13 protein-coding genes are annotated in these 14,995 nt (G+C 40.0%); 3 read left to right on the forward strand and 10 right to left on the reverse strand.

The window, feature by feature from the left end; genetic code table 11:
• The first annotated feature begins 539 nt into the window (after positions 1-539).
• Positions 540-2,762 (forward strand): TonB-dependent receptor, encoded by a 2,223-nt coding sequence (locus AOR04_RS04920; protein WP_008136004.1) that lies wholly within the window; start codon positions 540-542, stop codon positions 2,760-2,762.
• Between the two features lie 74 nt (positions 2,763-2,836).
• Here the strand turns inward: AOR04_RS04920 and AOR04_RS04925 are convergent, their stop codons facing one another.
• Positions 2,837-3,202, reverse strand: a complete 366-nt coding sequence (locus AOR04_RS04925; protein ID WP_008138625.1) for a hypothetical protein — start codon at positions 3,200-3,202, stop codon at positions 2,837-2,839.
• A 51-nt stretch (positions 3,203-3,253) separates the two neighbouring features.
• On the opposite strand from AOR04_RS04925, the gene AOR04_RS04930 reads away from it, so the two are divergent.
• Together AOR04_RS04930 and ggt are read left to right on the forward strand one after the other, a co-directional pair.
• Positions 3,254-3,796, forward strand: a complete 543-nt coding sequence (locus AOR04_RS04930) for a GNAT family N-acetyltransferase (protein WP_008138626.1) — start codon at positions 3,254-3,256, stop codon at positions 3,794-3,796.
• Positions 3,797-3,888: 92 nt separating this feature from the next.
• A complete protein-coding gene (gene ggt, locus AOR04_RS04935; RefSeq protein ID WP_096792678.1) occupies positions 3,889-5,562 on the forward strand; it encodes a gamma-glutamyltransferase in 1,674 nt (557 codons plus the stop codon).
• Positions 5,563-5,609: 47 nt separating this feature from the next.
• Here ggt and AOR04_RS04940 read toward each other — a convergent pair whose 3' ends face one another.
• From AOR04_RS04940 to AOR04_RS04980, 9 genes are all read right to left on the reverse strand, one after another.
• A complete protein-coding gene (locus AOR04_RS04940) occupies positions 5,610-6,464 on the reverse strand; it encodes a Tim44 domain-containing protein (protein ID WP_096792679.1) in 855 nt (284 codons plus the stop codon).
• Between the two features lie 162 nt (positions 6,465-6,626).
• Complete coding sequence (locus AOR04_RS04945) at positions 6,627-7,379, reverse strand: DUF3379 family protein (protein ID WP_096792680.1); 753 nt, start codon at positions 7,377-7,379, stop codon at positions 6,627-6,629.
• Positions 7,379-7,936 carry a sigma-70 family RNA polymerase sigma factor gene (locus tag AOR04_RS04950; protein ID WP_096792681.1) on the reverse strand — a complete coding sequence of 186 codons (558 nt, stop codon included), beginning with the start codon at positions 7,934-7,936 and terminating at the stop codon, positions 7,379-7,381. Before AOR04_RS04950 ends, AOR04_RS04945 begins: the two co-directional genes overlap by 1 nt.
• 61 nt (positions 7,937-7,997) lie before the next feature.
• The gene (locus AOR04_RS04955) at positions 7,998-9,656 is read right to left on the reverse strand and encodes a BatD family protein (RefSeq protein ID WP_096792682.1); all 1,659 of its coding nucleotides are present in this window, start codon (positions 9,654-9,656) and stop codon (positions 7,998-8,000) included.
• Entirely contained in the window at positions 9,650-11,587 is a 1,938-nt protein-coding gene (locus AOR04_RS04960) for a VWA domain-containing protein (protein ID WP_096792683.1), read from the reverse strand. Before AOR04_RS04960 ends, AOR04_RS04955 begins: the two co-directional genes overlap by 7 nt.
• Positions 11,587-12,573, reverse strand: a complete 987-nt coding sequence (locus AOR04_RS04965; protein WP_096792684.1) for a vWA domain-containing protein — start codon at positions 12,571-12,573, stop codon at positions 11,587-11,589. The genes AOR04_RS04960 and AOR04_RS04965 overlap by 1 nt, the downstream gene beginning before the upstream one ends.
• Positions 12,566-13,000: a DUF4381 domain-containing protein gene (locus AOR04_RS04970; RefSeq protein WP_096792685.1), complete on the reverse strand. Its 435-nt coding sequence runs from the start codon at positions 12,998-13,000 to the stop codon at positions 12,566-12,568. The genes AOR04_RS04965 and AOR04_RS04970 overlap by 8 nt, the downstream gene beginning before the upstream one ends.
• Positions 13,001-13,002: 2 nt before the next feature.
• Positions 13,003-13,947: a DUF58 domain-containing protein gene (locus tag AOR04_RS04975; protein WP_096792686.1), complete on the reverse strand. Its 945-nt coding sequence runs from the start codon at positions 13,945-13,947 to the stop codon at positions 13,003-13,005.
• A 3-nt stretch (positions 13,948-13,950) separates the two neighbouring features.
• Complete coding sequence (locus AOR04_RS04980) at positions 13,951-14,907, reverse strand: AAA family ATPase (protein WP_007377762.1); 957 nt, start codon at positions 14,905-14,907, stop codon at positions 13,951-13,953.
• Between the last annotated feature and the right edge of the window lie 88 nt (positions 14,908-14,995).

A 14,995-nucleotide genomic window follows, 5' to 3' on the forward strand; every position in this document is an offset into this window, starting at 1 on the left:
ACTTTAATTGTAGTAGCATAAAAACAATTTATCTAATTAACAGAATGATTTTGTTGTTTAACTTTATCATTTTACGAGATTAAGTCAGAAGGCTATAAATGTATAATGAAATTCTTTGATAAGTTTTATGTAGATAAACCCGAGCTGTGGTTGCGTTAATTAATTTGAGAACTGGATAATAAATCTATCTCGAATAGTTATTTTCAGCGCTAACTACGTTGAATTTACTTGCAGTAGGCAAGCTATTGACGCGTAAATTCGCCTTGTTTTTTATTGAGAATATCGGGCTAAACAAAATAAATTTAAATATCACCATGATTCACTATATTAGTAAATCTCTTAAACAGAGTTCAGGTTAAGTAACAACATAAGTCGCTTTTATAGATGTTTTATGAAAAATTTATACATTTCTTTACAATTCTGCCATATAATACCCCTCCAGAGGAAAGATGCTATTTAGCGTCTTTTTTTATGCCTGAAATTTATATTATCAAAATATAAACGCATAACTAATCATACGGTATCCTTTGGAGAATATTTTGAAACTACGCAACCTCTCACAGCTAAGCATAGCAATTCTTGCTGCACTGACGACCTCAATACATGCTGAAGAAGCTAAAACAACAGCAAAACAAGATGCATTTGAAAAAATCGAAGTAACAGCGCGTAAACGTACAGAGAGTCTGTTCGAATCTCCAACCGCTATCACATCAATTGGTGCCAACTTAATTGATAAAGCCAATATGAGTAACCTTGAAGATATTGGAAAATATGTACCAAACCTTAATATTACTCGCTATGGCGTAGGTAATGCGGCTCATGCTTCAGTGTTTATTCGTGGCATTGGTTTGCAAGATCACATTATTACTACTGATCCTGGAGTCGGTGTTTATCTTGATGGTGTTTATTTAGGCCGTCAAATGGGCTCTAACTTATCATTACCAAATGTTGAGCGTGTTGAGGTACTTCGTGGTCCACAAGGTACTTTATATGGCCGTAATACATTAGGTGGTGCAGTAAATGTAATTACAAAACAACCCGGTGATGAAGGTATTATTACAACGACAGCAAAAGTTGGTAGCCGTGGGCGAATTGCTGGTGATGTGTATTTTAATAACGCGCTTTCTGATGATGTGAGTATGTCTGCCAGTGCATCGTACAAAACACGTGATGGTGTGGGCGAAGCTGTTAACTTAACGAATCCAGAAAAAGAAATAGGCGAAGAAGAAGAGTTTAGCGGTCGTATTGCACTTAAGTGGCAAGCTAATTCAGATTTAGCATTTACTTTTTCTTTAGATGGTGTTGATAATGAATCTGGCCAGTCGCCCTATACAATTGAGTTGACAGAACCCCTCGATCCAAATGATGTTTTTAATGGTGATTTCCCATTATTAACTCAAGATTTAATTCCATCAGACCCTGATGATCTAGGCACAACGGTTGCTGGTATTGAATCTACGTCTTACTCAGGTTGGGGTACATCGTTTACCGCTGATTGGGCAATTAACGATACTTATACTGCTAAATTCATTTCAAGCTACCGTACATCTGAGTATGAAGGTGGCCTAGATGATGATGCATCACCTTTAAACTTATCTGAATTCCCTGAAGAGGGCGGTGCAGATCAGTACTCTTTTGAAGTTCAGCTAAACGCCACATTCGATAATATGGACTTTGTATCGGGTCTTTACTTTTTTAATGAAGATGGCTTTACACGTTCAGGTCCGTTTGTTTTTAGCCCATTTAATACACCTAATGGTTTATTAAATGATGGTGTAACGGAATCGTTTGGTGGTTACGGCGACTTTGAAATTAACCAAGAAACTAACTCATATGCCGCGTACATCAATGCCAGCTACGATTTAACTGACGATTTAACGCTTGGTGGTGGTCTTCGCTATTCACAAGATGAAAAAGATGCAAATGCTATATTCCCATCATTCCCAACTCGTAAATATGTCAGTGCAGATTTTGATGCAGTTACGTGGGATATAAATGCTTCTTATCAGCTTAGCAATAATATGAATGTCTATGGGCAAGTTCAAAAAGGCTATCAAACAGGTGGTTTCCCACCGCGCCCATTTGGCGGGCCAGACCAGTTTGTATCGTTTGATGAAACAAAAGCGATTAACTACGAAATAGGCTTAAAGGGTCAAGTACACGAAAATGTGTCTATGATGCTTGCGGTATTTGTGACTGATTACACCGATTTAGCATTACCGTTCTCTGACCCTACTTCAGGTGGTGGGTTTGTGACTATTGTCGAAAATGCTGGTCAATCTAAAGCGCAAGGTATTGAGCTTGAAACAACAGTGGCTATTACTGATGATTTTACAATTAGAAGTGCGGTAGGCTACTTAGACTCTGAAATTACCGAAGTATCAGAAGGGGTTCAAGGTATTGGTAAAGGTGATTCACCAGCACTGACACCTCGCTGGACTGTAATGATTGCACCATCTTACTTTATGGATTTAAGTAATGGCGGAACGTTAGCACTTAATGCTAATTATTCATTTAGAAGTGATATGCAAGGTCAATCTGTTTTTAACAAAAGTGAAACGATTGATTCTCGAGAATTGGTTGGCTTTAATATTTCGTACACGAATCCATATGGCGATATGGAAGTAACGTTATACGGCGAGAATGTTCTAAATGAAGTTTATGATGTAGGTCGCTTACAACAATCAGGTTTTGTTGGTGTAATGCGCAGTAATGACCGCAGCGAGTTTGGTTTGAAATTCAAAAAAGATTTTGAGCTATAATTAGTCAGTATTAACAAATATTGAAAACAAAAAAGGAAAGCCGAGGCTTTCCTTTTTTATTATTGAAGGTAAAATTAACCTTCGTTATGTTCTTTACGCGCTTGTTCAATTTCGTCAGCAATTTCTTGCGCTTTTTGCTTGGTTTTTTCAGTTAATTCGCCAGCAGCTTCTTTGCTTTTAACCCATGCGTCAACCGCAATCTCTTTGCCGTCGTCGTACATGTCTAAGCCCATTGTTTTACTTTGCTCTAATAGCTCGTTTAAAGACTCGTCATTTTTAAGATCGTTAGTTGTCTCTTTAACGTCGTTCCATGCATCACCAAGCTTTTCTTGCATTTGTGCGCTTTTATCTTTTGCATCTTCTTTTACTTCGTTGGCATCTTCACAACCAGTTAATGTAATTAAAGTGCCTAATAAAGCTAAACCTGCTAATTTATTCATGTGCTATCTCCTTTAGAGACTGATAATTAATTCAAGGTAGACTATACAACAATGAAAATGAACGCCCCCGTAACAAAACGATTAAATTTCAAATTAATGAATGAGCATGATTGGCCTCAATTATTTGAGCTCGACCAAGACCCAGCTGTAATGCAGTATTTAACGCGAGGTGTGCCTACCTCTTTAGAGCAAATAAAAAATGAGGGAGTACCTCGTATGCTCGCATATCGAAATGAGCTAAAAGGCTGGGGGCTGTGGAGTATCACGATAAAGCAAACCAATACATTTATAGGCTGGGTATTAATAAGGCCTATGGATTTTTTTAGTGATGCACCAAATTACGGTGATATTGAAATAGGCTGGCGTTTTAAGCAATCAAGTTGGGGGCATGGTTATGCAACCGAGGCGGCTTTAGCATTATGTGATGAACTTATAAAACAAGATGACGTTAAGGCGATAAGTGCAACGGCACTCAAAGATAATACAGCCTCTATAAAAATAATGAAAAAGTTAGGTCTGCAATTTATAAAAAATTACACACATACAGATGAGCAAGGCGATTTACCAGCGGTGCTTTATTCAAAAAAAGTTTGAAGATGATTAAATATCAATAGTATAAAGATTGACCTGTCTTTAAATGACGTGCATTAATATGGGCAACAAAAATAATAAATTAAGGATGTTGTATGGGATTGCTTTTTTCACCAAATAAATTAATTGTCAAAAGTGTGCTGGTTTTACAGTTCGCTGCTTTTAGTGTTTTAGCGCAGCCTTTATCACAAAGCGCGGTAGCAATGCCTGACTCGTTCAGTGCCGATGCTGCTAAAAGTATATTAGAGCAAGGCGGTAATGCTGTTGATGCGGCTATTACGGCACAATTTGTACTTGCAGTAACGCTTCCTGAAGCCGGCAATATTGGCGGCGGGGGATTTATGCTTATTCAAAAAGATGGCAAGGGCGATTTTATAGATTATCGCGAAACAGCGCCAACAGCGGCTCATCGTGATATGTATTTAGATGAGCAAGGCAATGTTATTGCAAACAAATCAATATATGGTATTCATGCAAGCGGTGTACCTGGCAGTGTAGCGGGTATGTGGCTTGCCCATCAAAAACATGGCACTTTAAAATGGGAAGCACTAGTACAGCCTGCTGTAACGTTGGCTGAGCAAGGGTTTGTAGTTCCGCCTAAGTTAGCAAGAGGTGTGAGCAATTATATAGCCCATCTAAAAGAGCAAAAAATAAATGTAAACTTCGAAAAATACTTTGCTGATGTAAAAGCTAATAAAGTATTTAAGCAACCCGAGTTAGCGGCGACGCTAAAGCGTATCCGTGATAACGGCCAAGATGGGTTTTATAAAGGCGAAACTGCAAATATTATTGCTAAATTTATGCACCAACATGGCGGTATAATTAATCAAGATGATTTAAAAGGTTACACCGCTAAATCACGTACACCTATTAAAGCGAGTTGGAATGGTTATGAAGTACTTACTTCGCCACCGCCGAGTTCAGGTGGTATTGCTATTTTACAGTGGCTTAAAATGTATGAGTTACAAAAACCAGATGCGGGCTTAGCGCATAACTCTACTCAGTATGTACACTTACTTTCTGAAATAGGTAAACGTGTATTTGCAGATAGGGCGGAGTATTTAGGCGATCCTGATTTTTTTGATGTACCAGTCAACGCATTAACTAATATTAACTACCTCAAAGAGCGCAGTAATGGCATTTCGTTAACCGCTATCTCGACTACCGAAAATATTAAACCGGGCCTTAAAGAAAGTGAGCAAACTACACACTTTTCAATCGTTGATAAAATGGGTAACGCTGTCGCAAATACCACCACAATAAACTTAGGGTTTGGTAGCGGTGTAGTTGTTGAAGGTGCAGGGTTTATTTTAAATGATGAAATGGACGACTTTAGCGCCAAACCAGGCGTTATGAATGTGTTTGGTGCAATAGGCGGTAAAGCTAACGAAATACAGCCGCACAAGCGTATGCTTAGCTCTATGACGCCTACAATACTCCTTAAAGACAACACCGTTAAAATGGTGACAGGCTCGCCTGGTGGCACAACAATTATTAGCTCTGTGTACGAATCTATCTTAAATGCGATAGAGTTTGATATGAGTGCAGAGCAGGTTGTAAATAGCCCTCGTTTTCATCATCAATTGTGGCCTAAAAATATAATTAGAACACACATCGGTTTAACCGATAGCGTAAAAGCAGAGCTTACAAAAATGGGCTACACCATAGATGAGAATCACTTTGGTGACTTACACGTTATTATTAATAAAGAGGGTCAATTAGATGCCGCTTCTGAAGCATCAGGACGTGGTAAGTCAATTGTTTTTTAAATAAAAAAACACCGCGCTAAAAGCGCGGTGTTTTAAACAATACAAAATTATTGAGTATCAATTAAATCTTCAACACCCACTATTAGCCATGGAGCGTCGTCTGAAATTAGACGCCCTAAGTGCCAAATTTCTAAAATAGGCTCTTCTTTTTTATCGCCTAAATCACGGTACTTACCTTTAAAGCGAACACTAACCTGCCACGATTGCGCGTTTGTATCTGCGCGCACAAGTTCGGCATCAATAAACATCACTTCTGTTTCTACGCTTTGTATAGCTTCACGTTCAGCTTTAAACTCGGCAACAAGTGCAGGGCTTAAGTATTCAGCCATTGTGGTGTAATCGGCATTGTTCCATGCAGTTTGTAGCGTATGGTAATGACTACGGGCACCTTGCAAAAAGCCATTAACGTCAAAGTTAGGTGGTAAATTAAAAGGCACACTTTCACCTTGTGGGGCGCTGCTTGCAAAGCCTGTACTTGTTGGTTGCTCGATAGGTGCTTGTTTAAAAACATTTTGCTGAGCACTTGTACTTGCACTGGCAAGTTGTGGGGCACGATTAGCACGTAAAAAGCCCGTTACTAGCTTAAATAAAATAAAGAGCCCGCCAGCTAATAAAATCATTTCTAATAGCTGAAAACCTTCAAAATTGTCGCCTAGCATTGCTGCAATTAAGCCACCCGCTAAAAGGCCACCTAAAACGCCTGCCATAATGCCTTTTTTATTTGATTTAGCTTTGGGGGCAGCCGTTGGGGTTGTTGTATCAGCTTTTTGTTTTTGCGCTGTTTGTTGTGTTGCAGGCGTTTTTCCGCGTTTACTGCTGCCAAATTTTTTACGTGCGTGTGCATCAAAACTGGCAGTACATAACAATGCCAATAGTGAAAAAATAACGATGATATTCTTCATGAAATTCCTTAATTTTAATCGAGCCGCGATTATAATTTACTTTCATGAGGAATTTAATTAATTAGTTTAAAAATCAGAGTTTTTAGGTATAAAAGGGATGATTTATTAGAGGGTATTTAATAAAAAACCCGCTCAGTAGAAACTAAGCGGTAAATTTGTTTTTTAAAGCCAACGAATGGCGCCTGTAACGCGTTCGTTATATGTATCTAGAGGTGCTCCAAGACTTGCCACTAAAATAGTATCAGCTTGTGAACCTCGGTTGATATGGCCTTCAAAGCGCTCATCTTTAAAATCATCATCACCAAATCCAAATGATTGATTTTCAGAAGGTACTATAAATACGGTCATAGGGCCAAAGTCAGATTCAAATATTAAATGCAGGCCTTTTTCGCCTTTAAAATCACAAAACATAGCGTAAGTGACTGCACCAGGAAGTTCATCAATATGACCGCCTAAAACAGCTAATTTATCGTTAACACTTTGCAAGCTAATAGGAGCTTTTTTATCAAGCGCATTAATTTCGTAGTACACATGAGCTAGTGCATGTTCACCCGCTTCGTGTGTAATATTTCGCTCTGTACTAAAAAAGAAGGCACTAATAGCCACTACAAAAGACGCTGCTAACGCAAGATGCACGCGATCAAACTTAAAACGCGAGCGGGCATCAACCACGTTTTTGCCTGTTGCTTGTTCTTCTTGTAGTGCTTTTTCTTTTAACGATGTATTTAAAAGAATGCGATCTGCAAGGTTTTCAGGCACAGGTATGTCTAAAGAATCTTGAATAAATTTATCAAAATCTTTCATATCGTTAATAAAACTTTGTCGCTCAGGATTACTGTCAGCAAACTCCATAAGCTCCTTGTCAATGTCGTTTGGCTGCGCAATAGTGCGGCGACGAAACTCAAGTTCATCCATTATTTTGATGCCCCTTTAAGTTGTTCATCATCACGGCTTAAAGCCTCTTTAAGTTGATTTCGGGCACGGTATAAACGGGTCATTACCGTGTTTTTATTTAAATTAAGTATGTCTGCAATCTCTTCACCAGAGCAGCCCATTACAACTTGCAGTAATAACGGCTCTCGGTATTCATCAGATAGCAGTGCAATCTGGCGTTGAATAACCGTTTGTTCCATTTCATCATCTAATGAGTGGCTGGTTTCATCAACAAGTGTATCGTTTTCTACGTCGCTGTAATCAAACTGTTTACGTTCAAATCGGCGTGCGTTTTCTCTTCGTAATATAGTAAGCAGCCAAGGTTTAGCTGCCTTTTGATCAAGTAAAGAGTCGAGTGAACGCCATGCGCGTAAGAACGTTTCCTGTACTAAATCATCTGCTATGTGCGGATCACGGCATAACCAATAAGCAAAGCGATAAAGCTCTTTATTGTAAACGTGGACCAAGGCTTCATAACGCTTTTGTTTCTCTACCATATCGATTAAGACCTGATTGTTTGATTTTTTCTTTCCAAGCATAAGCACTTTTTTAATTAAAAATTATTAGTTATTGCAAAAAAAGACCTAAGGTTCGTAGTTATTAATCATAAAGGTCTTTTAATACAGCTTGTTGCGACTTTGATGCCTGAGTTTGATAGATCTCAAGAATTTTAATAATAGCATTAAGATCCGTGTTTGCGCCTTTATTACTATAAAGTTGTGCCTGCAATTGGCTAATGAGACCATTAAGCTCGCTGCTGTTTACGCGGATGCAGAGCTCATCAATCGCGCCAACATTTTTATGGGTCACCTTTACAGAAAAGTTATTTAATGCGGTGTAAAAGGCTTTCACATCGTGTGTTTTGGCTAATGCTTTAAGCTCATTTAAGCTTGGCTGAGAAGTACCACGGGTGTTTAGCTGTAATTTTTCAGTCGTATTTTTAGTAGAACGGCTTATTAAGTAAAAAATTACAGTACCAATCCATAAAATATACCCTAAAGCGGCAACAACTATTAACCAAAGAGGAGTATCACTTTTAGTTTCAATAGGTTGTGTGCCAGTTGCTTGATTCGAAATATTTTCAAGAGTAGGTGAATTATTTGTGCTGGGTTGTGGGTTTGCTATGGCTGTATTAGGCGCGGTAGTACTTGGCGTTACTGTAATAGTACGCTTTGGTAATGTGGCTAAGCTAATACGGTTCATTTTGGTATTAAACCAAGGCAGCTTTATTTCAGGCAAAGTATAAGTACCTGGTTTTTGCGGCAGTAAGGCATATGATGCCGTTTGCTGCGACACAACGCGTCCGTCTCGCACTGCATTGTTATTTTCTTTTTTATCAGGATAGCTGCGTATGCCATCAATAGTAGGCATAGAGATTTCAGGTAATTGCTCTTTTGTAACGCCAAGCGCGGTAAGTGTAATAGTACGAGTTATAGGCGTACCTACTTCTATTGTGTTGTCGTTAGGTTGCCATTCTTCATCAAGGTTAACCAATTCGCTTGGTAACCATGCGCCTTTATAGTCACTCGGGATTGGTTTTATTTCTACTTGCTGATCATCGCCAAGAGCAGATACCTCCAGTTGGCGGTAATTTTGCTGTACTCGCCCTTGAAAAGCGGGGCCTGCAATCGTGTAGGCACCACTTTTTTGTGGCTGAATTAAATACTCACGAGTAATAACAAGGTAGCGTTTGCCATTAACTAGCTCATAACTCTCAGTTTGTTTACCTAATTGGGTTAGCTGAGCATCTTCCATACTCGGTGTGCTTAAGCTGCCATCAAGCAGTTCTTTGGCAAGGTAGAGCTTAACAGTGTAAACACCGGCTTCTTGCACAAATAATGAATTACTCGAGAGCGACGTTTTTAAAAATATTTCGTTATTTTTATCTGCATCAACTGAGCGTTTTGCCACTTTTAACTTAATAGGTTGTGAGGTTAACCCTGCAACGCTAAATGCCGGAATCGTGTAATCACCCTCTGTACGGGTCATTAGTTTAACTGACCACGTAGTTTGTTTATTAATGCTGCCATTAATAATGTTGGTACGAGAGCTTAAGCTCGTCGGGCCTACAACAAAGTCTTTTAACAGCGATGAGGTGTCTGGTTGCTCGCCTTTAACTGTATCGTCTACCGATATATTAAGCATAAAAAATTCACCCGCTAATACAGGGTTTTTATCTACGCTGGCTTCTAATTTGGTGGCAGCCCACGAAGGCATCGCACTTAATAGCAATAAACAGCAAAATAATCGCATTACCATGATTTTTCGACTCCTGTAGGGCGACGTTTATATTGTCTTTTTTGGGCTTCTAATTGCATTTTATTCCGTAATAAAATAGCCGGATCGTCCGGGACTTTTCTAAGTAGTTGATTAAGCTGTTGTGCTTTTTCTTTTTCTTCATTAGTGAGCTCACTTGCTTGGGCTTGCATCGCTTGTTGCTGAGCACTTTGTTTTTGCTCATCAGTGGCAGGTTGCTCACTCATTGCTTGTGGCTTACTTTGTTGCTGCTCATCCTCATCCTCTTTAGGCTGGTCAGCTTCTTTATTTTGCCCTTGTTCGCTTTGTGGCTGGGCTTGCATATCAGGCTCATTTTGCTTATCTGATTGCTCGCCAGGCTCACCTTGTTGATCTTTTGATTGTTCAGATTCTTTATCTGATTTTTCATCGCTTGAGCTTTGACTTTCGTTTTCGCCTTTTTCAGAATCGCTTTTATCACCATTTTGTTGCTGATCCTGTTTTGACTCATCAGAATTCTGCCCTTGGTTTTGCTCATCTTTTTTCTGACTCTCATCTTGGTCTTGAGAGTCGTCGCCGTCGCTTTGCTGATCTTGCTGGTTTTGTTGCTCTTGTTGATTTAGTAATTGCTCAACTAAGGCTTGGTTATCGGCTGCTTGCGTAAAGTCATCTTGTAAGGTTTGGGCTTGTTTGTACGCTTCAATTGCGTCCTCAAGTTTACCAGCTTTGGCAAGGGCATTACCGTAGTTGTATAAACCGGTAGCCGACTTATCATTACTAAACTCATTAAGTGCAGCATCAAAATTACCTTGCTGGTAAAGCGCCGCGCCTTTTAACTCACTCGATTGCGCCTGTGTTGCTGCATCGTATTCTTTATTATTGTAAGCCTCTAATGCACGTTGATCTGCATTTTGCAAAAGAGTAGGGAGCTCTACGGCATACGCATTTTGCTGCGGTAAAAAACCAAAAGCTAAAAAAGCCCCCAACAAGGCAGCGCGTCTAAATAAATACAAGCCAAATGGCAGTAATAACAAGAGTCCGTAAATACCTGCATCTATTCGCCAAAGCGCGTGGCTTTGTTTTTCGTCTTTCAATAATTCACTCTGTGCATTTGGGGCAAACGTATTTATGTCGTTGTTGCTAGGTTGGTAACTAGCAAATTTACCGCCGCTGCTTGATGCTAAATTTTTAAGCTGAGAGGCATTAATTGTAGGTACTACAATTTGGCCGTATCTGTCTTTCAAAAATCCGCCTTCAGGTAACTTAATTGGTGCGCCTTGAGCGGTACCTACACCATATATATTTAATCTATATTGGGTGTTACTGGTAAAGCTACTCACGTCGCTTTGTTCTTGTTGGTCAATACCGTCTGTCACTAAAATAATGTCGCCATCAATATAACCCGCTTGCGTTAATAGCTCTTTGGCCATATCAAGACCCGCTAAAACGTTTGAGCCTTTGTCTGGCATTATTTCAGGGCTTAAGCTTGGAATTAAATTACTGAGTGTTGTGGCATCGTTTGTTAGTGGTGAAATTACATAGGCCGTGCCTGCGTAAGCTACAAGCGCGGTATCACCTTCTTTAAATAGCTCAATCATATCAAGCGCTTTAAAGCGTGATTGCATTAAACGATTTGGCAAAATGTCGGTGCTGTACATTGAGTACGACATATCCATAACAATTACACGGGCACTTTTACTTTGAAATACAGGAACTTGTTTTTTCTCAAAACTAGGCCCAGCACTAAATAAAATGCCAAGGCTGCAAAACAAAGCAACTAACCAAAGTGGCTGGCTGGCTTTAGTATTTGCTTCGCTCATTATAAATTGTGCTAAATGAGGTGCAATTAGCTGCTCACTAGTCGTTTTTTTATGCTTAATTAAGGCAACAAAAAATAATGCCGCAGCAGGTATGAGTAACCATAAAAGAGCGGGGCGAATAAATTCAAAATCCATTAGTTTGGCTCCTTTAATGCACGCAGTGTACTAAGCATTACTTTTAAGCTAATAAGTAAAATAGCGATAAGTAACGGGTAGTAAAATAATGAGCTTTGTGGGCGAAATGTTTGTTCATCAGCGCTAATAGGTTCAAGCTTATCAAGCTCTGCGTAAATTTGTTGAAGGCCAGCTACATCTTTGGCTCTAAAGTATAATCCGCCAGTTTGCTCGGCAATCTTTTTAAGTAAGCTTTCATCTAAATTACTGCCACTAGAGCCACCCACATTAAAGAGACTAAAGCCGCGCGGATTATCTGAGCCAACACCAATGGTGTACACTTTAATACCTTCTTCGCGAGCTAGCAGTAGGGCATCTTCTGGGTTTAAATTACCAGCGGTGTTTTGTCCGTCGGTTAATAGCACCACAATTCGGTTACTTTCATCTTTATTGGCAAAGCGTTTTACCGAAAGACCCAATGCATCACCAATGGCTGTTGCGCGCCCCACTAAACCAATTTGGGCTTCGCTGAGCATTTTACTTACTGTTTTAACGTCGCGCGTGAGCGGGGTTTGTAAAAACGCGGTATCGCCAAATAATATCAGCCCAAGCCTGTCACCTTGGCGCTGCTCTATAAAATCACTGAGTACAGCTTTTACCATGGTAAGGCGGTCAACATATTGGCCATTGTAAGCCATGTCTTGTTCGGTCATCGAGCCTGATAAATCGACCGCTAACATTATATCGCGACCTTCATTTGGTAATGAGATTGGCTCATCTAACCATGTTGGATTAGCAGCAGCAGTAACAAGTAATAACCAAATTACCCACTCAAAAGGATTTAAGCGTCGTGCGTGTGGCTCGATGCTTTGGCTGGTTAAATTGTGCTTTGCAAAACTGGGTATACGTAAACGGGTACTGGCATTACTTGCCGCGGGTTTTAATAGTAAAAGTAATAAAGGCAAAGGTAGTAATAAAAATAACCATGGCCAGCTAAATTCAAACATTTACTGACTCCTTTATTTTAAATTGCTTAATACCTTGGCGAAATTTATTGCACAGTGTTGTATCTTTTTGGCTGGGGTTATACAAGCTTAGTATTTCTTGTTCTGTAAAGCTTAAACCGGTGAGTGTATTAAGTGTTGTGCACCATTTAGAGGTAGATTGCGCAGCAAGTCGCTTGTCGTAATATTCAATCACTAAACGTTTTAAAATAATATGCAGTTGCTGAGGGCTTTGCTCACTTTGGCTCAATTGTATTGCGTAGCGTTTAGGCTTTTTAAATTTATGTTTTTTGTAAAATATATAAATAGCTGCGCACAGTGCTAAAAACAGCAGTGCAATAATAACCCACCAAGCAGGGGCGAGTGGCCACCAATTAACTTGGCTTGGCGCTATTATATCGTGCAGGCCATCGAGTGGATTGGTTTGCATGGTTATTTTCTCACTAATTGCAGCTCAAGCGGTGTTGCTGCATTGAATGATATTAAATTAAGACCCGATTTAGTTAAGCGATTAAAGCGCGTACTAAATGCTTGCTCAGCATTTTTAGCAAAGCGTTCTCTAAAGTTGTTATCCATTAATGGTAGGGCAAAGTCTTGACCATTTGCATTAACGGTGACAGCTTGCTTAAACGCAGGTAACTGATGCTCAAACGGATCGCTTATGTGGCAACCAATAAGCTCGCAGTGACGGCTTAATATTTCGAGTTGCTTAAAGCTGGCATCATCGAGAGCATTAAAATCAGACACCAAATACACTAAGCTGCCTGGTTTTGCTAAATGATTAAGGCGCTTTAGGTTATCGCTAAAGTTGTTAGTGGCTGTTTTATCAATATTGTGGTGCGCTTGCTGGTGGTTGTCGCATAAATTATGACAAAGCTTAAGCACGGCTTTTTCACGGGCGCTGGGCTTTAGCTCCAAATGCGAGTGCTGATTAAACACAATACCGCCAATTCTGTCGCCGCGCTGACACGCCGACCATGCAACAAGGGCGCTTATGTGCGCCGCTTGCACCGACTTTAATAGTAACTTTGAGCCAAACAGCATTGAGTTTGAAAAATCAGTAAATACAAACACAGGGCGCTCTTTTTCTTCTTGAAAGAGCTTTGTGTGAGTCTCGCCGGTACGCGCAGTGACTCGCCAATCAATAGAGCGAATATCGTCACCTTGCTGATAATGTCGCACTTCGGCAAATTCCATTCCTCGGCCTTTGTGCGGTGCAAGGTATTGCCCTGTTAAGGTATTTTTTATTTTTACCTTAGGAGCAAGTTCAAGCAATTGCGCTTTGGCTTTGTAATACATCAGCTCTTTGAGTGCTAAATTAACACCGTGGCTATGGCTCTGTTTGAGCCATGCTTGGGATTCTAATTGTTTTTGCATAACTTATGGTACGGCTACAAGTTCAACTATACGGCTTATTACTTGATCTTTAGTAATGCCATCGGCTTGGGCTTCGTAACTTAAAATAATGCGATGACGCAGTACGTTATGCACAACAGCTTGAATATCATCAGGTGCTACAAAATCACGGCCTTGAAGCCATGCATGAGCACGAGCACATTTATCAAGTGCTATTGTTGCACGCGGGCTTGCACCAAACTCAATCCAGCTACCAAGTTGTGCGTCTAATTTAGCGCCTTCACGAGTGGCAATAATAAGTTGTACTAAATATTGCTCAAGGGGCTCTGCTAAATAAAGGCCTAATATTTCTTTTCGGGCTGCAAATAAATCGCTTTGACTAATTTTTTGCATTACTGGTTGTTGCTCGTTAAGCGCTTCGCCACGTGTTAAACGCAGTATATCAAGCTCATGCTCTGCGCCAGGGTAGTCAATACTTAGGTGCAGTAAAAAGCGATCCAGCTGGGCTTCTGGTAACGGGTAAGTCCCTTCTTGCTCTAGCGGGTTTTGCGTTGCCATAACTAAAAACAGTTCGCTAAGCGGATAGGTATTTTTACCCACGGTAACTTGTCGCTCTGCCATGGCTTCTAATAGTGCTGATTGTACTTTTGCTGGTGCACGGTTAATTTCGTCAGCTAAAATTAAGTTATGAAAAAGAGGGCCTTTTTCAAATACAAACTCGCTAGTTTGTTGGCGGTAAATATCGGTACCTGTTACATCAGCTGGTAATAAATCTGGCGTAAACTGTACGCGCTGAAATGAGCCTTCAATGCCTTTAGCAAGTGCATTAACTGCACGTGTTTTTGCAAGCCCAGGAGGGCCTTCTACTAATAAGTGACCATCAGCTAAAATAGCAATAAGTAGCGCTTGTGTAAGCTCTGGCTGGCCAATGATTTGTGTATCTAAGTACGTTTTTAATTGTGAAAATGCGTTAGCTGCCATAATAAGTGGACTGTCCTCGTCAGCTGGGTTTGTACCTAATAGTGCTAGGTGATAAATACTGACCTAATTTATAAGGTTTATAATTGAG

Source organism: Pseudoalteromonas sp. 1_2015MBL_MicDiv (assembly GCF_002407505.1).
Lineage (GTDB): Bacteria > Pseudomonadota > Gammaproteobacteria > Enterobacterales > Alteromonadaceae > Pseudoalteromonas > Pseudoalteromonas fuliginea.